Here is a 19,813-nt window from a genome sequence, read left to right as displayed (position 1 = left end):
ACCCGCGGCGGGCGGAAGTACGCATCGGGCCGACGGCCGTTTGAGCGCTCCGAGATCGGACACCCGATCCGGAGACCCTCAGCAGGAGGTGGTCCCGGTGCTCGCGCGGCACAATTCCGTCTGGCTGGTTCCCCGGCACGGCTCGACGGCGGTTTCCGTCGTCGGCGTCCTCGATTGGACGACCTACGGGCGATTGCGTGACAGCCTGCTCGAACTCGCCGCCGAGTCCGAGAACGGCGTGCTCCTCGACGTCGAACGCCTCGCCCTCCACGACCGCGAGCTGGTCAAGGTGTTCTCGCTGGTCGCGCTCCGGGTGGGCGACTGGCCGGCCGTGCCCTTCGCGCTGGTGACCGGGCGGCCCGAGCAGCGGGCGGTGCTGGCCGGCCAGCGCGCGCCGGTGTACGCCGACGCCGCCGCGGCCGAAGCCGCGTGGGAGCGCCCGGCCCGGAAGCGGGCGCGGCGGGTGCTGGTCCGGTCGCCGCGCACCTCGGCGTGCGCCCGCGAGTTCGTCCGGGGGACCTGCGCCGAGTGGCGGGTGCCCGAGCTGGCCGAGGACGCCCAGCTGGTCGCCACCGAGCTCGTCGAAAACGCCCTGCGGCACACGGATTCCGTGCCCCGGCTGCGGCTGGAGCTGCGCCGCCGACGGCTGGCCGTCGAGGTGGCCGACGAGAGCTCGCACCCCGCCGTCGTCCGCGAAGGGCTGGACCTGACCGAGACCGGGCTCGGGCTGCGGCTGGTCGCCAAGGTCGCGAAGACGTGGGGGAGCAGCCGGTGCCGGTCCGGCGGCAAGACCGTGTGGGCCGTGCTGCGCCGCGGCTGAGGTCCGCGTCACGTCCGGGAACACCCGCGTTTCCCCTGCGTTGTAAGGGATACAGGCTCCCGCCTCCGCTCGCAGGTTTACCCCCAGCCTTCGCCGAGCGGGGGCGGGTCTTCGTCTACTGTGGACGCTTGACCCGCGGTCGGAAGTCGCGTTCGGTTTCGACGTCGCCCTCGGGCGTGTGGACGACGTGCCCGACCCGCCGCTTCTTCGCGATCAGCCGGCCCGCCAGCACCGCGTCCGTCCGGCGCGGCGACGTGTTCGACGCCCGGCTCCCGCCCTCGACGCGGTTCTTCCAGAGCCCGTCCTCGAAGTAGGTGTGCACATCTCCCTCGGCCACGACGTCCGCCTCCGTCCGCACCAGCGCCAAGCCCGGCGGGTGCCCGGGGATGGACCGGGCAAACGTTCAGGCCAGGCCGAGTACCCGGACGGCGTTGTCCTTGAGGATCAGCGGCCGCACTTCGTCCTTGAGGTCGAGCGCGGCGAAGTCGGCGAGCCAGCGGTCCGGGGTGATCACCGGGAAGTCCGAGCCGAACAGCACCTTGCGCTTGAGCAGCGAGTTCGCCGCGCGGACCAGCTGCGGCGGAAAGTACTTCGGCGACCAGCCGGACAGGTCGATGTACACGTTCGCCTTGTGCGTCGCGACCGAGATCGCTTCGTCCTGCCACGGCACCGACGGGTGCGCCAGGATGATCGTCAGGTCCGGGAAGTCGGCGGCGACGTCGTCGAGCAGCATCGGGTTCGAGTAGCGCAGCTTGATGCCGTGCCCGCCCGGCAGCCCGGCGCCGATCCCGGTCTGCCCGGTGTGGAACAGCGCCGGGACGCCCAGCTCCTGGATCGCGTCGTAGAGCGGGTAGTGCCGGACGTCGTTCGGCTCGAACGCCTGCAGGCTGGGGTGGAACTTGAAGCCGCGGACGCCGTGCTCGGCGACCAGCCGCCGCGCGCGGCGCACGGCGGCCTTGCCGGCGTGCGGGTCGACCGAGCCGAACGGGATGAGCACGTCCGCGTGCTCGGCGGCCGCGTCCGCGATTTCCTCGCTCGAGAGCGCGGGGTGCCCGGTGGCGGCCGGCGCTTCGACCGTGAAGACGACGGCGGCCATGGTCCGCGCCCGGTAGTGCTCGGCGATGGCGGCCACCGTCGGCGTGCGGTCCTGACCGGCGTGGAAGTACTTCTCCGACGCGTCCAGCAGTTCCTGGTCGAGGGCGAAGCAGCCGTGCCCGTCCTGCTCGACGTGGGTGTGGACGTCGATGGCGGTCAGTGCGGAAAGGTCCACGGAAACTCCAGTCAGGGCAGGTCGGGCTGCGCGGCCTTGGCGGCGAGCAGCCGGTCGAGGACGGCGTCGCGCGCGGCGACCAGACGCTCGGGGGACGTGCCGGCGAGTTCGGCGTCGACCCCGGCCACCAGCGTTTCGGCCAGGTCCGGGGTCAGGTGGACGCGGCCGAGGTCGCGCCACCACTGCTCGGTCGGCGGGCCGAGGTGCTCGAGGACGTGTGCGAGCCCGCCCGCGCCACCGGAGAGGTGCTGGTTGAGGAACGGGCCGAGCACGGCCCAGCGCAGGCCGGGGCCGTAGGCGATCGCCGCGTCGATGTCGGCGACCGTCGCGATGCCGCGTTCCACGAGCGAGTACGCCTCCTGCCACAGCGCGGCCTGCAGCCGGTTCGCGACGTGGCCGGGCAGCTCGCGCGTCAGCCGGATCGGCCGTTTCCCCACCGAGGTGTAGAACGCCACCGCCCGGTCGACGACCTCGGGCGCGGTCTCGCGCCCGGGCACGACCTCGACGAGCGGGATCAGGTGCGGCGGGTTGAACGGGTGCCCGACGACGACCCGCTCGGGATGGCGCGGGCAGCCGCGGGCGATGACGCTGGGCAGCAACCCGGACGAGCTGCTCGCCAGGATCACGTCCGGCCGCGCGGCCTCGTCGAGGACGGCGAACAGCGCGTGCTTGACGTCTTCGCGCTCAGGTCCGTTCTCCTGGACGAAGTCCGCGGCGGCGGCCGCAACGCCTGCGTCGGCGACGAACCGCAGCCGATCCGTCGGAGTGCCTTCGAGAGCACTGCGCAACCGCTCCTCGGCGCCGGGTGCCGGATCGGTGGCGACGACGTCGAGGCCGTGGGCGAGGAAGAGCCTCGCCCAGCTCGCGCCGATCACGCCGGTGCCGACGATCGCGACGGTGCTCATGCGGGTGCCTCGAAGTGGTCCAGCGCGGTGGGATCGGCCAGCACGTCCCGGCCGACGACGTCGTCGGCCCGGGCGCCGAGCAGGAGTTTCTTCACGGGCAGCTCCAGTTTCTTCCCGGTGCGGTTGCGGGGGATCACCGGGACGGCGGTGATCGTGTCCGGCACGTGCCGCGGCGAGAGCGCGTTCTTCAGCGCCGTCGCGATCTTCTCGCGCAACGGGGCGTCCAAGGTGCCGTCTCGGAGAACGACGTAGAGGCGGAGGTCGCCGTTGCCGCCCGCCGGGTCTTCGAGGTGCACGACGAGCGAGTCGTCGATCTCGGGCAGCTCCTCGACGACCGCGTAGAACTCGGCGGTGCCCAGCCGGACGCCGCCGCGGTTGAGGGTGGCGTCCGAGCGCCCGGCGATCACGCAGCTGCCCTCGGGCGTGAACCGGATCCAGTCGCCGTGCCGCCAGACCCCGGGGTAGGTCGAGAAGTAGGTCTCGCGGTAACGCGAACCCGTGTCGTCGCCCCAGAACCCGACCGGCATGGACGGCATCGGCGCGGTGATCACCAGCTCACCCAGCTCGCCGACCACCGGAACACCGTGCTCGTCGAACGCCTGCGCGTCGACCCCGAGGCAGGGGCCCGAGATCTCGCCGGCGACTACCGGCTGCAGCGGGCCGCCCTGGACGATCCCGCTGCACACGTCGGTGCCGCCGCTGCCGACGTTGAGCAGGACGCCGGGGCCGAAGACGTCCCGCACCCAGTGGTAGCCCTCGGCCGGCAGCGGGCTGCCCGCCGCGCCGATCTGCCGCAGCGCCGACAGGTCGAACCGCGACAGCTCGGCGTCGAGGCCCGCCTTCCGGCACGCCATCAGGAAACCCGGGCTCGCACCCATCAGCGTCGCGCGGGTCTCGGCGGCCAGCCGCCACTGCCACGCGAGGTCCGGGTACAGCGGGTTGCCGTCGACCAGCACGATCGACGCGCCGGTGAGCAGCCCCGAGACCAGCGCGTTCCACATCATCCACGCGGTCGTGGAGAACCACAGCATCCGGTCGCCGGGGCGCAGATCCCAGCTGAGGCCGTGGTTCTTCAGGTGTTCCAGCAGGATTCCGCCGTGGCCGTGCACGATCGCCTTCGGCTTGCCGGTGGTGCCGGAGGAGAACAGGACGCACAGCGGGTGCGCGAAGCCGACCGGCTCGAACCCGGGCGCGCTCTCGGTGAGCAGGTCGTGCCAGGAGAGCGTGTCCGGGAGGTCGTGCTCGCCGTACGGGACGTGGACGACGTGCTCGACGGTCGGCAGGCCCGCGCGGATCTCGGCGACTTCGGCGCGGCGGTCGACGTCCTTGGCGCCGTAGCGGTAGCCGGCCACGGTCAGCAGCACCCGCGGCTCGATCTGGCCGAACCGGTCGACCACCGAGCGGACGCCGAACTCGGGCGCGCAGGACGCCCAGACCGCGCCCAGGCTCGCGGCCGCCAGGTAGGCCACCACGGTCTCGGGGATGTTCGGCAGGTAGGCGACCACGCGGTCGCCGCGTCCGACGCCGAGCCGGGCCAGGCCCGCGCGCGCCCGCGCGACCTGGTCGCGCAGCTCGCCCCACGTCAGCTCGGTGCGGTCCCGCGTCTGGGAGTACGCGATGACGGCGACGTCGTCCGGCGGGCCGCCGAGGGCGTGCTCGGCGTAGTTGAGGGTCGCCCCGGGGAACCACTCGGTGCCCGGCATCCGCCGGTCCGGCACGACGCTCGAAGTGGGGGCGTGGAAGCGGACGCCGAAGAAGTCCTTGATCGACGACCAGAAGCCGTCGAGGTCGGTCACCGACCAGCGGTGCAGCGCGGCGTAGTCGTCGAAGGCGTGACCGCGGTCGGCCAGCCAGGCCAGGTACCGGCCGATCTCGGTGGTTTCGCGGACGTCGGGCGCGACCGGGCGCAGGATCATCGGCCGACCTTCCCCGCGCGCTTGTCCAGGAACGCCTGCATGCGCTCCTTGGCCTCGGCGCTGCCGCTCGCGACGGCGGCCATCAGCGCCTCCATCAGGTAGCCCTCGGCCGGGTTGGCCTGGGCGATGCGGGGAAGTGCCTGCAGGACGGCGAAGTTCGTGATCGGGGAGTTCGCGGCGATCTTGCGGGCCAGGCCGAGCGCGTGCGCGAAGCCGTCTTCGGCGCGGTAGTGCGACAGACCGAGGGCGTGCCCTTCGTCGGCGTCGAGGACCCGGCCGGTGAGCATCAGGTCGGCCATCCGGTGCGCGCCGATCAGCCTCGGCACCCGCACCGACCCGCCGCCGCCGACGAACAGGCCGCGCTGGCCCTCCGGCAGCGCGTAGAACGCCGACGGCTCGGCGACGCGGATGTGCGCGGCCGCCGCGAGTTCCAGGCCGCCACCGACGACCGCGCCCTTGAGCACGGCGACGACCGGGACGCGCCCGCGTTCGAGCCGCTCGAAGGCGCGGTGCCACATCATCGAGTGCTCCAGGCCTTCGAACGCGTCGCGCTCGGTCAGCTCGGAAAGGTCGAGCCCGGCGGAGAAGTGCTCGCCCACGGCGTCGAGCACGACGGCCCTGATCCCGCGCGGCGGGGCGCCGAAGAACGTTTCGAGGCCGAGCACGGTGGCGTCGTCGAGGGCGTTGCGCTTCTCGGGGCGCGCGAGGCGCAGCACGGCGATGTCGCCGAGCAGCTCCAGGCGCAGCGACGGGGGCAGCAGCGGGATCGTCATGCGGGTCCGTTCGGGAAGGCTTCGGCGGCTCGCGCGCGCAGTTCGACGCGGCGGATCTTGCCGGTGGCGTTGACCGGCAGGGCTTCGGTGAACTGCACGTACTTCGGCACCTTGTAGCGGGCGAGGTGCCGTTCGAGGTGGGCGCGGAAGGCGGCTTCGTCCAGCTGCGCGCCGGCCCGGCGCACGACGAACGCGGCGCCGACCTCGCCCCAGCGCTCGTCGGCCACGCCCACGACGGCGCAGGCGTCGACCGCGTCGAGCCGGACCGCGACCGCCTCGATCTCGGCGGGGTAGACGTTCTCGCCGCCGGAGATGATCAAGTCCTTGACTCGGTCGACGACGTGAGCCCAGCCGTCGTCGTCGACGCGGACCACGTCGCCGGTGCGGAACCAGTCGCCGTCGACGAAGCTCGCCTTCGATTCTTCGGGCCGGTCCCAGTAGCCACCGAACACGTGCGGGCCGCGCACCAGCAGCTCCGCGGGCGTCGCGCCGAGCGGCTCGGGAACCAGGTCGGGGCCGAGGCCGGCCACGTCGGTGAAGAAGTGCGGCACGCCCGCGGCGACGGGGTGCGCCGGCGTGCCTTCGGGGGTGGCCATCGAGACGCCCGGCGAGGCTTCGGTCATGCCGTAGCCCTGCAGGAGCTGCACACCGCGGTCGAGCCACGCGCGGGCGACGCGCTCGGCGACCGGCGAGCCGCCGTAGACCACGCACGTCAGCGAACTCAGGTCCGTGCGGTTCCAGTCCTCGTGGCGGCACAGCATTTCCAGCATCGTGGGGACCGCGGAGAAGCTCGTGATCCCGGCGTCGCCGATCCGGCCGAGGATCACGCCGGGGTCGACCTTTGCCACCGGTTCCACGCTGCCGCCCTTGAGCAGCGTCGGCAACGTGATCTGGCCCAGCCCGACGCAGTGGAACAGCGGCGCGATGCACAGCGCCTTGTCGGTGCCCAGGACGTCGAGGTGGGCGAGCTGGTTGACGGTGTTCCAGGTGAGGTTCCCGTGGGTGAGCACCGCCGCCTTCGGCCGGCCGGTGGTGCCGGAGGTGTAGAGCAGCAGGCACGGGTCGTCCAGCCGCACTTCGGCAGCCGGCGGGTCCCCGGCGGCGGCGAGAGCGGCCTCGTAGTCCAGCCCGCCGGCCGGGCACGACGCGGGGTCCGTCGCGACGACGTGCCGGAGCGTCTCCGGCAGCGGCCCGGACAGCAGGTCGTCGGTGTCCGGGCTGTGCACGAGCACCGAAGCCCCGCTGTCGTCGAGCATGTAGCGGATCTCGGCGGGGGAGAGCCGGTAGTTGAGCGGCACGAAGAGCGCGCCCAGGCGGGCGGTGGCGAAGAGCGTCTCGAAGACGGTGACGTCGTTGACGCCGAGGTACGCGACGCGCTCGCCCGGCCGGACGCCGAGCCGGGCGAGCGCGCCGGCCAGCCGTTCGACGCGCTCGGCCAGCCCGGCGTAGGTCCGGGTGCGGCCGGGCTGGACGAGCGCGGTGCGCCCGGGGGAGATCCGGGCCCGGCGCGCGGGCCAGCTGCCGAGGCCGAAATCGGCCGGGCCGTGCGGCGATCGGGGCACGCCGGGCACCTCCGTGTTCTATATCAGGAACCCTGAGACTCTACCGAGCATGACGGTCACCCGCGCGGGCTGTCAAGGGCGGACCGTCCGGCGGCCGGTTTTCGGTGCCTACGCCGGAAAGACGCGCTTTCGGCGGGGTGCATTTCGGCCAATGGCGGGGTTGCGCCGTTTGGATCAAGGACTACGCTGCGAGGGTGCGGTTCAGGAACAGCCGCCCTCCCCCGACTTGCCGGCGTTCGAGCGGGCAGTGGACACCGCTCGGCACGCCATCCGCGACTGAAGGCGTACAGAGATGTTGGTCGTGCAGCACCCCGCGACGGCGATCCCCGTGCCGTCCCCCCGGGTGGAACGAAGTTCCTCCGCCATCAAGGTCATCCGGCCGTACTTCGGCGCGGTGATGGTCCGGATCAGCGGCGCGCTCGACGAGGACAGCGCCGCCGAACTCGGCTCGGTCCTCGGCACCTGGGCGCACCGGCGGTTCCCGGTCCTGGTGCTCGACCTCTCCGAGGTCGACTTCCTGGACTCCGCCGGGCTTTCGGTGCTCGCGGACATCCACGCGCGGACGGTCCGCGAGAGCACCACCCTCCGGATCGTCACCGGCGACAACCGCGTGGTGCGCCGGGCGCTGGCCGGCAGCGGCCTCGACCACGCGCTGAACGTGTGCCGGCTGCCGTCGGGCTGGGAGCGGGCGACCGAGATCCCGAACTGAGCCCGCTCCCTCGTCAGGACCGGGCCGGTTCGCGCAGGCCGCCGATCGTCTCCCGCAGCGCGTCGTCGGTCGGCGTCGGCTCGATGCCGAACGCCGCCGTCGCCGCCGAGGAGTCCAGGACGAACGGCGCCCGCAGCTGGTACTGGACCTCGACCATCTCCCGCGCCAGCGGGTTGACGAGGCCGGCCAGGCGCAGGGCGACGGCCGGCATCGTCGTCACGCGGGCCGCCGGCGCCCCCGCCAGCTCCGCCGCGCGCGTCGCGAGCCGACGCACCGACATCGCGGGTGCCGTCGGCGCGTGCCACGCACGGCCCCACGCCCGCTCGTCGGCCGCCACCGCGACCAGCGTGCGGGCGACGTCGCCGACGTGGGTCCAGCTGTGCGGGGCGTCGAGGTCGGCCGGAGCCGCCGCGCGCTTGCCCGCGAGGATCTTCGGCAGCACCAAGGCCGTGAACGCCGACAGTGCACCCGCACCGAGGTAGTCCGACCCGCGGACCTCGGCCGTGCGGATGCGGCCCGCTTCGTGTGCCGCCAGCGCGTCGGCCCAGAGCTTCGCGCGCACTTCGCCCTTCACGGAGTTCGGGCGCGCCGGCAGCTGCTCGGTCATCGGGCCGTCGACGGCGCCGTACGCGTACAGGTTGCCGGTCGTGACGAGCACCGCGCCGCTGCTCTCGGCCGCGTGCAGGAGCGCCGCGCCGAGTGGCGGCCAGTCCGTGGGCCAGCGGTGGTACGCGGGTCCGGCGCAGCTGTAGAGCGCGGTCGCGCCGGACGTGTGCCGCGCGAGCGTGGCGGCGTCGGAAGCGTCCGCGGCGACGAGCTGGACGCCGTCCGGGCCGCCGCCCCGGCGGCTGAGCAGGCGGACTTCTTCGCCGCGGGCGGCGAGCAGGCGAGCGGTGGCCGTGCCGACCGGACCGGCGCCGACGATGACGTGCAGAGCCATGGAAACCCCCAGGGAGAGAACACTGTTCTCGGACAAGAACACCGTACGGCGGCTGCGGTCCTGGCGTCAAGAACGGTGTTCTCGTCGAGTTCGGGTGTTCTCGGCGTGTGCGACACTGGGGCCGTGTCCGCCTCGTCGCTGCGTGCCCGGGTCCGCTCGGAGATGCACCAGGAGATCAAGGAAGCCGCTCGCCGCCGCCTCGCCGTGGAGGGCGCGAACCTGTCGCTGCGCGCCGTCGCGCGGGACATGGGCATCGTCGCTTCGGCGCTGTACCGGTACTTCCCGAGCCGAGACGCGCTGCTGACCGCGTTGATCATCGACGCGTACGACGGCCTGGGCGACGCGGCGGTCGACGCGGAAGCGGCGATCCCGCGCGAGGAGCTGCGCGGCCGGTGGCTCGCGGCGTGCCACGCGGTGCGGTCCTGGGCGCTGGCGCACCCGGCCGAGTACGGCCTGCTCTACGGCAACCCCGTGCCGGGGTACGCCGCGCCGCCGGAAACGGTGGCCCCGGCGTCGAAGGTGATCCTCCTGCTCGCGGCGATCGTCGCGGAGGCCCCGGACGTCCCGGCCGGGCCACCGCTGCCCGCGCCCGTCCGCGCCGACCTGCGCCGCCTGATCGAGGAGCAGCCCGGCGAGCTGGCGGAAGAACGGCTGGACCGGGTGCTGTTCGCGTGGACGCACCTGTTCGGCCAGGTCGGCTTCGAGGTCTTCCACCGCCTCGACGACATGGTCCAGGCCCGCACCGAGTACTTCGGGCACCACCTGGCCCTGCTGGCGGATCTCGCCGGCTTGCCCTGAGCCCGCTCAGGCGCGGAAGTACGCCCGGAACGTCGTCCCCTCGCCGCCGGTGTGCAGGCGGACCAGGTCGGCCAGGTAGTTGACCAGCAGCAGCCCGCGTCCCCGCGGCTGCTCCGGCGTCGCCGGGTGCCGGCCGGCCAGCGGGTCGGCCAGGACACCGTCGTCGTGGACCTCGCAGACGAACTCGCCGTCCGCGCACCAGAGCCGGACCGTGCCCGTCCCGCCGCCGTGTTCGACGCAGTTGGACAGCAGCTCCGTGACGACCACCTCGACGTCGGCGATCTGGTCGGCGCTCAGGCCGCCGCTCGCCGCCTGCGCGTGGGCCAGGGCCCGCGCCGCCGCGAGGTTCGTCGTGCCCGCCAGCTCGGCCACGCGGTCGGGCGCCGGGGGAAGCGGACTGTTGTACCGCGCGAGGACGTCGTCGGGCGCGTACGCGGGGCTGGGGCGGTGGCCGGTGCTGTCGATCAGCACCGGGTGCGTGGCTTCGGCGTCGGCGAGCGCGGCCGCGCCGAGGCGTGCGACGTCGTACGGGCAGAGGATCGTCACGTCCCGGCCGGCGAAGGCGTGGTTGATGAGCGCTTCGTGCTGCACGCACGCCGGGTACTCGACGGCCGAGCGCTCCGCCCAGATCGGCTCGCCGACGATCCGCACCGGGTGGTCCGGCCGGGCGTCGGCGAAGGCCCGCAGCACCCGGGGGATGATCCGGCCGGGGTTGCGCCCGGCGTCGGTCATGTCGAGCAGGCGGACCTTCTCCGCGTCCGTGCCCAGTTCACGCCGCAGCAGCTCGAGGTTCCGCCCCGGCACGGCGACGGCCACCGGCTCGCCCGCGGCGAGCCCGCCCCACACGAACGGCACGATCCCGGCCAGGTACTCGGCGTCGTCCCGGTAGAACAACGCCGGGTGCGCGAAAGGGGCCGCGCTCACATCGCCTCCCTGGGCCGTGGGGACGCCTCCAGTATGCGTGAGCGGTCTTCAGGTGAGCCGCTGGGCCGCCTCGAGCAGCATGGCGTGCACGAACGCCTGGGGGAGGTTCCCGCGCAGCTGCCGCTGCCGCACGTCGTACTCCTCGGCGAGCAGTCCCGGCGGCCCGCACGCGGCCCGGTTGCGTTCGAACCAGCGGAACGCCTCGGTCCGGTCGCCCTGGTGGCCGCACGCCAGCGCCATCGTGAACCCGCACAGCAGGAACGCGCCTTCGGCCTCGCCGAGCGGACGTTCGTCCGGGGCGAACCGGTAGACGTAGCCGTCCTCGGTGAGGTTCTCGCGGACCGCCGCGAGCGTGGCGCGGGTGCGCGGGTCGTCGGCGGGCAGGCCGCCGCGCACCGGCGGCAGCAGCAGCGCCGAGTCGGTTCCGGAGTGGGCGGGGCTGCGCTTCCAGTAGCCCCGCGCGTCGAGGCACCGGGACGTCGTCTCCGCGAGCAGCTTGTCGGCGAGCCCGGACAGCTCGGCCCCGCGGTGCGCGGGCACCTCACGCGCCAGCGCGTGCAGGCCGGCGACGCAGGCGAGGCGCGAGTGCGTCCACCACTCGTCGTCCAGCTCCCAGACACCGGCTTCCGGCCGGTCCCAGCGCTCGGTGATCAGCCGGACGACGACGTCGGAGGCACGCTCGACGTCGCCGTCCAGCCGGCCGTGGCGGGCCGCGGCCGCGTGGAGCTGCAGCAGCTCGCCCAGCGCGTCCAATTGGAACTGGTGGGCGACGTGGTTGCCGACGACGTCGGAGCCGCCGGGGTAGCCGGGCAGCTTCAACGTCGTTTCGTCGGGCGGCGGCGTGCCGTCGGGGCGGTAGGCGGGCAGGATCCGGTCGCCGTGGTCGAGGACGCGGGCGGTGCTGAACCGGAGGGCGTCGTCCAGCAGCGGGTGCGGCTCGTCGACCGACGCCGCGAGCCCGGCGTAGCACTGGTCGCGCAGCCACACGTACCGGTAGTCGTAGTTGCGGCCGGCCTCCGAGCGTTCCGGCAGGCCCAGCGTGGCCGCGGCGACCATGCCGCCCCCGGTGGTCGTCAGGCCGCGCAGGATCGCGTACGCCTGGCGGGCGTCGCGGGGCGCGACGGTGTCCGCCAGCTCGGGAACCGAGGTGCCCCAAGCGTGTTCGGTCGCCTGCCAGAGCCGCCCCGCGTCGACGGGGTCGGGCAGCGGACGGTCGCTGATCTCGAGGACGAGGTCGTGCCGCCCGCCGGCCGGCAGGGACACCTCGAAGCCCAGCCCGTCCTCGCCGGCCACCGCGTCGCCGGCGCCGGTCCACCGCACCCGCAGGGCGCCGGTGCGGCCGGTCCAGGTGCCGTCGCCGTCGCGCCGAAGCTCGCGCAGCGACCGGCGCCCGAAGCCGTCGGCCAGGTCGAGCCGGACGTCCGCCCGGACGTCCCGCTCGACCGCCTCGAGGCGGCGCAGCAGCACGACCCGGTGCGGATCGCCGGGGTAGGCCAGTGCGTCGCGGCATTCGACGGCGGTCGACGTCGTCATCCAGCGGTTGCGCCAGATCAGGGTGCCGGGCTCGTAGAACCCGCCCCAGACGTACGGCCCGGCCGGGGTGACGGTGTAGCTCCCGGTCCCGCCGATCAGCGCCGACAGCACCGCGCTGTCGGACCACCCGGGCGCGCAGAGCCAGGCGATGTCGCCGCGCGGGCCGCACAGCGCGCCGCGTTCGCCGTCGGCGAGCAGCGCGTAGTCCCGCAGGACATGCGGCGCCAAGCCGGTCATGACCGGGCTCGGCGCCACACCGCCAGCGCCGTCGCGGCGAGCGCGCTCCCGGCCAGCAGGCCGTGGTGCCGGCTCGCCCACAGCTGGAAGCTGCGCGGAGTGGACTTGGCGTCGAACTCGCCGTGCGCGCCGTAGTCGCGGGTCTTGTCGGCCGGGGCCCACAGGTTGGCGGGCTGGTCGGCGGGTTTCGCTTCGCCGGTCTGCTGGGATTTGAACCCGGTCTTCGCGAGGTAGCGGTCGAGGACGCCGGGCGCGACGGCGTTCGCGATCAGCGTGCCGACGGTGCTGCCGCCCACCCAGTACTCGCGCCGGCGCGGGTGGTCGGCGGCGTGCAGGACGGCGCGGGCGGCGACCTCCGGCTGGTAGATCGGCGGCACCGGCTGCGCGTGGTCCGGCAGCTTCGAGAGCACCCACGAGAACTGCGGCGTGTTGACGGCCGGCATCTGCACCATGGTCGTCCGGACGTGGCTGCCCTCGTGCAGCAGCTCGCAACGCAGCGCCTCGTTGAAGCCCTGGATGGCGTGCTTCGCGCCGCAATACGCGCTCTGCAAGGGGATCCCGCGGTAGGCGAGTGCCGAGCCGACCTGCACGATCGTGCCGCGGTCGCGGGCCTTCATGCGGCGCAGGGCGGCCATGGTCCCGTGGACGTAGCCCAGGTAGCTGACCTCGGTGACGCGCCGGAACTCGTCGGGCTCGATCTCGCTGAAGGGCGCGAACACCGAGGTGAAGGCGACGTTGACCCAGACGTCGATCGGGCCCAGCTCCTGTTCGGCCCGCTCGGCGGCGGCCTCGACCTGGTCGAAGTCGGCGACGTCGGTGGGGATTTCGAGAGCGGTCCCGCCACCGCGGGTGACGTCCTCGGCGGCTTCTCGCAGGCCTTTTTCGCCGCGGGCGAGCAGGGCGACGCGGGCGTGCCGAGCGCCGAAGGCCCGCGCGACGGCCCGGCCGATTCCGCCACTCGCCCCGGTCACGACGACGACTTGCGTGTGGTCGGACATGGTTACCTCCGTTCTCCGGTGCGGATTCGGGCCGCACGGGCCCAGCCGGCCGCGACGACGGCGTTCGCCAGCGCGGCCGCGCGCCATCGCCGGGACAGCGCGGCCAGGCCGACCATGCTGAGGCTGTGCGCGACATCGGCGGTCCAGCCCCACCGGGCGACCACCCCGTCCGGCCGCCGCAGGGCGGCGGCGCCCTGCACGAGGTGACGCGCGGCGAGGACGAGAGCCACTTTCCGCGGGACGGGCAGGACTCGCGAGCCGAGGAGTACGCCGCCGGCCCAGACGAGCCGGGCTCGCGCGATCCGTTTCGCCGGGCGAGCCGCATCGACGCGGCGGGTCACCGGGCGGCCCTCCGGCGGACTGGGCCGCGTCCGGTGGCGGCGGTCCGGCGGCTGACGGCCTGGGCGGGCGACTGAGCCAGGCAGAGTCCGATCCCGGCGGCCCGCCGGCTCATCGCGCACCTCGCCGTCGCGCGACGGCGAGGCCCGCCGCCGCGCTCACCGCGAGCGCCGCGGCCGCGACCGACGCCGTGCGCTTCCTCCGCGGTGACTCTTCCGCACCGTCGAGCCCACTCGCCAGCAACTCCGCCAGATGCACCCCTTCCCGCCCGCCGCTGTTCAGCTGGTGCAGCTGCGTCCGGCAGCTGAAGCCGTCGGCCAGTACCGCCGTGTCCTCGGGTGCCGATCGCACCCGGGGCAGCAGGACGCGCTCCGCGCAGGCCTCGGACACCTCGAGGTGGCCCTTCTCGAAGCCGAAGTTGCCGGCCAGGCCGCAGCAGCCGGAGTCGAGGTGCTCCGCGTCGACGCCGGCCGCCTTCAGCAGGCTTGCGTCGGCGTCCCAGCCCAGCACCGCGTGCTGGTGGCAGTGCACCTGGGCGATCGCCTTCGCGTCCAGCCGCGGGGGCCGGTAGCCGGGGGAGTGCTCGGTGAGCAGCTCGGCGAGGGTGACCGTCTGCGCGCGCAGCCGCCGGACGTCCTGGTCGCCCGGGAACAGCTCGGGCGCGTCGGACCGGAACACCGCCGTGCAGCTGGGCTCCAGCCCCACCACCAGGCCGCCGGAATGCAGGTGCGGGGCCAGCTCCCGGACCGTGCGCGCTAGGATGTTCTTGGCGGCGCCCAGCTGTCCGGTCGAGATCCAGGTGAGCCCGCAGCACAGGGCCGAAGACGGCATGGTCACCCGCCACCCCGCGTCCTCCAGCACCCGGACCGCGGCCCGCCCGACGTGCGGGTGGAAGGAATTGGTGAACGTGTCCGGCCACAGCAGCACCGTCCCGCGGGCGCCGGTGCCGGACGGCCCGCGCCGCGCGAACCACTGCTGCAGCGTTTCCCCGGCGAACAACGGGACTTCGCGGTCCTCGACGCCCGCCGCCAGCGTCGCCAGCCGGGACAGCCCCGGCGCGTGGGTCAGCGCGTTCACCACCCGGCCGGCCCGCAGGCGGCCCACCACCTGGGCGAACGCCGGCAGCCAGCCCATCGTGAAGTCCGAGCGCGGCCGCCGCCACGGGCGGCCCTCGTAGTGGTGGGAAAGGAACTCCGCCTTGTACGTCGCCATGTCCACATTGGCCGGACAGTCGGTCTTGCAGCCCTTGCACGCCAGGCAAAGGTCGAGGGCTTCGCGCACGGCGTCCGAGCGCCAGCCGTCGGAGACGGGGCTGTCGCCGTGCCCGTCGAGCATCTCGAACAGCAGCCGCGCCCGGCCGCGCGTCGAGTGCTCCTCCTCGCCGGTCACCTGGTACGACGGGCACATCACCTGGCCGCCGCTGGTCGTGTGCTGCCGGCAGCGCCCGACGCCGACGCAGCGGTTGGCGGCCTGGGCGAACGAACCGCCGTCGTGCGGGAACCGGAAGTGCAGGTCCTGCGGGTCCGCGGGTGCCCAGTCGCCGCCGAGGCGCAGGTGCTCGTCGAGCCGCGCGGGCGCGACGACCTTGCCGGGGTTCATCCGGTTCCCGGGGTCGAAGACGGCCTTGAGCCTGCCGAACGCGGTCACGATGTCCGTGCCGAACATCTTCGGCAGCAGCTCGCCGCGCGACTGCCCGTCGCCGTGCTCGCCGGAGAACGACCCGCCCAGGGAGGCGACGAGGTCGGCGGCGCGCTCCATGAACCGCCGGTAGGTCGCGACGCCGTCGGCGGAGTAGAGGTCGAACGGGATCCGCGTGTGCACGCAGCCCTGGCCGAAGTGGCCGTACAGGCTCGGCCCGGTGTCGCTGGCGTAGCCGAACTCCTCGTACAGCGCGGTCAGCTTCCGCAGGTACTCGCCGAGCCGCTCGGGCGCGACCGCGGAGTCCTCCCAGCCCTCGAACGTGTCGGCCTTGCCCGGGACGTGCGCGGTGGCGCCGAGCCCGGCCTCGCGGACCTGCCACAGCTCGTCCTCGCGGGCCGGATCGTCGAGGAACGCGACGTCGGCTTCGTGCTCGGTGTCGTGGAGCGCGTCGAGCATCTTGTGCGCCTGCTGCTCCGCCTCTTCGTGCGTTCCGGCGGCGAACTGCACCATGAGGAACGCGCGGCCTTCGGGCATCTCCTGGAGGGCCTGGGGGTTCAGGTGCTTGATCTGCTGGTCGCGGATCAGCTTGTGGTCGATGCCTTCGAGGGCGACCGGCTCGTGCGGGAGGATCGCGGGCACGGCGTCGGCGGCCTTCGCGATGCCGGGGTAGCCGAGGACGACGAGCGTCCGCTCGGGCAGCACCGGGACGAGCTCCAGCTCGGCCCGCAGCACGGTGACCAAAGTGGACTCACTGCCGACGAGCAGCCCGGCGACGTCGAAGTGGTGCTCGGGCAGCAGGGAATCGAGGTTGTAGCCCGACACGCGGCGCGGGATGTCCGGGTACCGGCGGCGGATCTCGTCGGCGTACTCGTCGCGCAGCCGCCGCAGCTGCCGGTAGATGGCCGCCCGCGGGTCGCCGTGGCGTTCGATACCGGCGTACTCCTCGTCGGACGTCTCGCCGCACCAGAAGCGCGTGCCGTCGTAGGTGAGCACTTCGAGCCGCCGGATGTTGTCGACGACCTTGCCGGTCCGCTGGGCCGTGGCGCCGCAGGAGTTGTTGCCGATCATGCCGCCGAGCGTGCAGTTCATGTGCGTCGCCGGTTCCGGCCCGAACCGCAGGCCGGTGTCGGCCAGCTGCCGGTTCAGGACGTCGAGCACGATGCCGGGCTGCACGACGCAGGTGCGCGCGTCGGCGTCGACGGACTCGAGTTCGGTGCAGTACTTGGAGAAGTCGAGCACGACGGCCGTGTTGGTGCACTGGCCGGCGAGGCTGGTGCCGCCGCCGCGGGACAGGACCGGGGCGCCGAACTCCCGCGCCACCGCGATCGCCGCGACGGCGTCGTCCGGGGTGCGCGGCACGACGACACCGATCGGGACCTGGCGGAAGTTGGACGCGTCGGTCGAATACGCCGCCCGCGTGCCGTCGTCGAAGCGGACTTCGCCCTGCACTTGCCGACGGAGTGCCGCGGCGAGCGCGCCGGCGTCGAGGTCTTCGTGGTCCGCGTGGCGCACCACGGGGTCGGGGAGCTGGACGGGTCCCATCGCGGATCCTCCTTCAGAGTGCGTACTCGGCCGCGGCTTCGGGCCGGAAGGTCAGGCCGTGGCCGGGCGCGGTCAGATCGGGGGTGACGGTGCCGCCGGCCGGGTCGAGGCAGCCGTCGAAGAACAGCCGCTCGATCCGGTCGTGGTCGGCGAACCACTCGATGTGCCGGAAGTTCTGCGTGGCCGCGGCGGCGTGCGCCGAGAGGTTCGGGGCGCAGTGGGCGGACACGTCACGGTTCACCGCCGCGGCCAGCGCCGTGGCTCGCCGCCACTCGGTGTAGCCACCGCAGCGGGTGACGTCGACCTGGAGGCAGTCGACCGACGGCAGCATGCGCGCGAAGTAGGGCAGGTCGTAGCCGTACTCCCCGGCGGCGATGTCCGGGCCGCCGGGGAAGCGCGTTGCCGCGAGCCCGGGCAGATCGTCGCTCGAGACGGGTTCTTCGAACCACGTCACGCCCCACTCCAGCAGCCGCTCGGCGACCCGGCGGGCCTGGGCGGGGGAGTAGGCGCCGTTGGCGTCGACGTAGACCTCGACGTCGTCGCCGACCTTGTCCCGCGTGACGGCCACCCGCTCGAGGTCGCGGGCCACCCGGGTGCCCGCCGACTCGCCGATCTTGATCTTCACGCGCGGGAGACGCTGCCGGCGCACCCAGTGGTCCAGCTGCGCGATCAGCTCGCCGTCGGTGAGCGTGGTGAAGCCGCCGCTGCCGTACACGGCGACCTCGTCGTGCACCCGGCCGAGCAGCCTGGTCAAGGGCAGCCCGAGCGAGCGGGCCGCGGCGTCCCACAACGCGATGTCGACGGCGGACATCGCGCACGAGACCAGGCCCGGGCGCCCGAGGTTGCGGATGGCGTGCTGCATGGCCGCCCAGCAGGCGGGCACGTCGGGCACCTCGTGGCCGCGGACGGCGGTCGCGAGCACGCCTTCGATCAGCGGCACGCAGGCCGCGTCCGCGTACGTCCAGCCCAGCCCGCGGAGCCCGCCGGCTTCGACGTGCACGACGACGATCGTGGTGGCGTCCCAGGCCAGGGTGCCGTCGGCCTCGGGCGCGGGGGTCGGCACCCGGTAGGCCTGGGCGCCGACCCGCTCGATCGTGGTCACCGGTTCTTCCCGGGCAGGAACTCCTGCAGCTTCGTCTTGACCCCCTGAGCCACGAGGTGGAACGCGTCGGGGTCGCCCTTCAGCACCGCCTGAGCGGCCGACTTCACCTGCTCGAACGTCGCGTGCGGCGGGATCGGCGGCACCTCGGGGTCGCACCGGACGTCGAGCACGGCAGGCTTGCCCGCGCTCAGCGCGGTGTCCCACGCCGCGGCCAGCTGGTCCGGCTTGTCGACGGTGACCGCCGTGAGCCCGAGCGACAGGGCGAAGCCGGCGTAGTCGACGTCCGGCAGGCTCTGGGACTCCTCGAACTTCGGCGCCCCGCCCATCGCGCGCAGCTCCCAGGTGACCTGGTTGAGGTCGTTGTTGTGGAAGACGCAGATCACGCAGCGGGGGTCGCTCCACAGGTGCTGGTAGCGGGCGATGGTGATCAGCTCGGCGAGGCCGTTCATCTGCATGGCGCCGTCGCCGACGAGCGCGATCACCGGCCGGTCGGGGTGGGCGAACTTCGCGCCGATGGCGTACGGCACGCCCGGGCCCATCGTCGCCAGCGTGCCCGACAGCGACCCGCGGATGTCGCCGCGGATGCGCAGGTTGCGGGCGTACCAGTTGGTGGAGGAGCCCGAGTCCGCGGTGACGATGGCGTTCTCCGGGATCCGCTTCGACAGCTCGGACACGACGGCCATCGGGTTCACCGGGTCGGCCTCCACCGCGGCTTCCTTCTCGACCGTGTCCCACCAGGAGGCGACGTTCTTCTCGATGGTCTCGCGCCACTGGCGGTCCGGCTTGCTCGTCAGCCGCGGCAGCAGCGCGCGCAGCGTGGCCGCGCTGTCGCCGACGAGGTTGACCTCGGTCGGGTAGCGCATCCCGATGAACCGGCCGTCGAGGTCGATCTGCACCGCGCGGGCCTGGCCGAAGTCCGGCAGGAACTGGCTGTACGGGAAGTTCGAGCCGACGATCAGCAGCGTGTCGCAGTCGCGCATGAGCTCGTAGCTCGGCCGGGTGCCGAGCAGCCCGATCGAGCCGGTCACGTACGGCAGCTCGTCGGACAGGACGTCCTTGCCCAGCAACGCTTTGGCCACGCCCGCGCCGGTGACCTCCGCGAGCTGGCGGACCTCTTCGGCCGCGCCGCGCGCGCCCTGCCCGACCAGGACGGCGACCTTTTCGCCGGCGTTGAGCACCTCGGCCGCGGCGTCGAGGTCGGCCTCGGGCGGGACCGGGGCGGGCCAGGACGTGCTCGGCGGGCTGGAGGGCACCTGCTTGAACGCGTGCTGGGGCGCCGAGTAGGGCTCTTCCTGCAGGTCCGCGGGGATGATCAGCGCGGTCGGGCAGCGGGACGACTCGGCCGTGCGGATCGCCCGGTCGAGCGCGTTCGGCAGCTGCTCGGCGACGTTGACCTCGACGAGGTATTCGCTCGCGACGTCCTTGTACAGTGCCTGGAGGTCGACTTCCTGCTGGTAGCTGCCGCCCATCGCGCTGCGCGCGGTCTGCCCGACGATCGCCACCACCGGGACGTGGTCGAGCTTGGCGTCGTAGAGCCCGTTGAGCAGGTGGATCGCGCCGGGGCCCGAGGTGGCCATGCAGACACCGACGCGTCCGCTGAACTTCGCGTAGCCGACCGCCGAGAAGGCGGCCATCTCCTCGTGCCGGGCCTGGACGAACCGTGGCTGGTTGTCCGCTTTGCCGAACGAGGCGACGAGGCCGTTGATCCCGTCGCCCGGATAGGCGAAGACCTGCTCGACGCCCCACTCGCGCAAGCGCTGAAGCAGGTAGTCACCGACCGTCTGAGCCATGAGTTCTCCCTTCG

17 protein-coding genes are annotated in these 19,813 nt (G+C 73.4%); 3 read left to right on the top strand and 14 right to left on the bottom strand.

The window, feature by feature from the left end; translation table 11 throughout:
• Positions 1-97: 97 nt before the first annotated feature.
• Positions 98-820, top strand: coding sequence for an ATP-binding protein (locus tag OG738_RS40150; protein WP_329048948.1), 723 nt, complete (start codon positions 98-100; stop codon positions 818-820).
• Positions 821-935: 115 nt separating this feature from the next.
• Here OG738_RS40150 and OG738_RS40145 read toward each other — a convergent pair whose 3' ends face one another.
• From OG738_RS40145 to OG738_RS40120, 6 genes are all read right to left on the bottom strand, one after another.
• Entirely contained in the window at positions 936-1,157 is a 222-nt protein-coding gene (locus OG738_RS40145; RefSeq protein ID WP_086680578.1) for a DUF2188 domain-containing protein, read from the bottom strand.
• Between the two features lie 66 nt (positions 1,158-1,223).
• A complete protein-coding gene (couO, locus tag OG738_RS40140) occupies positions 1,224-2,090 on the bottom strand; it encodes a 4-hydroxyphenyl-beta-ketoacyl-CoA hydrolase (RefSeq protein ID WP_329048945.1) in 867 nt (288 codons plus the stop codon).
• 11 nt (positions 2,091-2,101) lie between these two features.
• Positions 2,102-2,995 (bottom strand): 3-hydroxyacyl-CoA dehydrogenase NAD-binding domain-containing protein, encoded by an 894-nt coding sequence (locus OG738_RS40135; protein ID WP_329048943.1) that lies wholly within the window; start codon positions 2,993-2,995, stop codon positions 2,102-2,104.
• Entirely contained in the window at positions 2,992-4,911 is a 1,920-nt protein-coding gene (locus OG738_RS40130) for an acetoacetate--CoA ligase (RefSeq protein WP_329048941.1), read from the bottom strand. The genes OG738_RS40135 and OG738_RS40130 overlap by 4 nt, the downstream gene beginning before the upstream one ends.
• On the bottom strand, positions 4,908-5,684 hold the full coding sequence (locus OG738_RS40125) for a crotonase/enoyl-CoA hydratase family protein (protein ID WP_329048940.1): 777 nt from the start codon (positions 5,682-5,684) through the stop codon (positions 4,908-4,910). The genes OG738_RS40130 and OG738_RS40125 overlap by 4 nt, the downstream gene beginning before the upstream one ends.
• Positions 5,681-7,246 (bottom strand): acyl-CoA synthetase, encoded by a 1,566-nt coding sequence (locus OG738_RS40120; protein ID WP_329048939.1) that lies wholly within the window; start codon positions 7,244-7,246, stop codon positions 5,681-5,683. The genes OG738_RS40125 and OG738_RS40120 overlap by 4 nt, the downstream gene beginning before the upstream one ends.
• Before the next feature lie 343 nt (positions 7,247-7,589).
• On the opposite strand from OG738_RS40120, the gene OG738_RS40115 reads away from it, so the two are divergent.
• Complete coding sequence (locus OG738_RS40115; protein WP_329048937.1) at positions 7,590-7,955, top strand: STAS domain-containing protein; 366 nt, start codon at positions 7,590-7,592, stop codon at positions 7,953-7,955.
• A 13-nt stretch (positions 7,956-7,968) separates the two neighbouring features.
• Here the strand turns inward: OG738_RS40115 and OG738_RS40110 are convergent, their stop codons facing one another.
• Positions 7,969-8,895 (bottom strand): NAD-dependent epimerase/dehydratase family protein, encoded by a 927-nt coding sequence (locus tag OG738_RS40110; protein WP_329048935.1) that lies wholly within the window; start codon positions 8,893-8,895, stop codon positions 7,969-7,971.
• 123 nt (positions 8,896-9,018) lie between these two features.
• On the opposite strand from OG738_RS40110, the gene OG738_RS40105 reads away from it, so the two are divergent.
• Positions 9,019-9,693, top strand: a complete 675-nt coding sequence (locus tag OG738_RS40105; protein WP_329048933.1) for a TetR/AcrR family transcriptional regulator — start codon at positions 9,019-9,021, stop codon at positions 9,691-9,693.
• Positions 9,694-9,699: 6 nt separating this feature from the next.
• Here OG738_RS40105 and OG738_RS40100 read toward each other — a convergent pair whose 3' ends face one another.
• From OG738_RS40100 to OG738_RS40070, 7 genes are all read right to left on the bottom strand, one after another.
• Entirely contained in the window at positions 9,700-10,617 is a 918-nt protein-coding gene (locus tag OG738_RS40100; RefSeq protein WP_329048931.1) for a sensor histidine kinase, read from the bottom strand.
• Positions 10,618-10,665: 48 nt separating this feature from the next.
• Positions 10,666-12,387 (bottom strand): glycoside hydrolase family 15 protein, encoded by a 1,722-nt coding sequence (locus OG738_RS40095; RefSeq protein WP_329048929.1) that lies wholly within the window; start codon positions 12,385-12,387, stop codon positions 10,666-10,668.
• The gene (locus tag OG738_RS40090) at positions 12,384-13,385 is read right to left on the bottom strand and encodes an SDR family oxidoreductase (protein WP_329048927.1); all 1,002 of its coding nucleotides are present in this window, start codon (positions 13,383-13,385) and stop codon (positions 12,384-12,386) included. Before OG738_RS40090 ends, OG738_RS40095 begins: the two co-directional genes overlap by 4 nt.
• A 2-nt stretch (positions 13,386-13,387) precedes the next feature.
• A complete protein-coding gene (locus tag OG738_RS40085) occupies positions 13,388-13,726 on the bottom strand; it encodes a hypothetical protein (protein WP_329048925.1) in 339 nt (112 codons plus the stop codon).
• A 109-nt stretch (positions 13,727-13,835) separates the two neighbouring features.
• Entirely contained in the window at positions 13,836-16,907 is a 3,072-nt protein-coding gene (locus tag OG738_RS40080) for an FAD-binding and (Fe-S)-binding domain-containing protein (RefSeq protein ID WP_329048923.1), read from the bottom strand.
• 13 nt (positions 16,908-16,920) lie between these two features.
• Positions 16,921-18,009 (bottom strand): enolase C-terminal domain-like protein, encoded by a 1,089-nt coding sequence (locus OG738_RS40075; RefSeq protein WP_329048921.1) that lies wholly within the window; start codon positions 18,007-18,009, stop codon positions 16,921-16,923.
• A complete protein-coding gene (locus OG738_RS40070) occupies positions 18,006-19,799 on the bottom strand; it encodes a thiamine pyrophosphate-requiring protein (protein ID WP_329048919.1) in 1,794 nt (597 codons plus the stop codon). Before OG738_RS40070 ends, OG738_RS40075 begins: the two co-directional genes overlap by 4 nt.
• Between the last annotated feature and the right edge of the window lie 14 nt (positions 19,800-19,813).

Origin of the sequence: Amycolatopsis sp. NBC_01488 (genome assembly GCF_036227105.1) — a bacterium.
Classification (GTDB): Bacteria; Actinomycetota; Actinomycetes; order Mycobacteriales; family Pseudonocardiaceae; genus Amycolatopsis.
Note: the sequence above shows the minus strand (reverse complement) of the source record. Positions and strands in the feature narration are given on the sequence as shown.

What these genes read in the sequence shown, in the direction of transcription:
- OG738_RS40135 (WP_329048943.1), bottom strand. Translation starts at nt 2,995, where the DNA reads ATGAGCACCGTCGCGATCGTCGGCACCGGCGTGATCGGCGCGAGCTGG.
- OG738_RS40130 (WP_329048941.1), bottom strand. Translation starts at nt 4,911, where the DNA reads ATGATCCTGCGCCCGGTCGCGCCCGACGTCCGCGAAACCACCGAGATC.
- OG738_RS40125 (WP_329048940.1), bottom strand. Translation starts at nt 5,684, where the DNA reads ATGACGATCCCGCTGCTGCCCCCGTCGCTGCGCCTGGAGCTGCTCGGC.
- OG738_RS40110 (WP_329048935.1), bottom strand. Translation starts at nt 8,895, where the DNA reads ATGGCTCTGCACGTCATCGTCGGCGCCGGTCCGGTCGGCACGGCCACC.
- OG738_RS40095 (WP_329048929.1), bottom strand. Translation starts at nt 12,387, where the DNA reads ATGACCGGCTTGGCGCCGCATGTCCTGCGGGACTACGCGCTGCTCGCC.
- OG738_RS40090 (WP_329048927.1), bottom strand. Translation starts at nt 13,385, where the DNA reads ATGTCCGACCACACGCAAGTCGTCGTCGTGACCGGGGCGAGTGGCGGA.
- OG738_RS40080 (WP_329048923.1), bottom strand. Translation starts at nt 16,907, where the DNA reads ATGGGACCCGTCCAGCTCCCCGACCCCGTGGTGCGCCACGCGGACCAC.
- OG738_RS40070 (WP_329048919.1), bottom strand. Translation starts at nt 19,799, where the DNA reads ATGGCTCAGACGGTCGGTGACTACCTGCTTCAGCGCTTGCGCGAGTGG.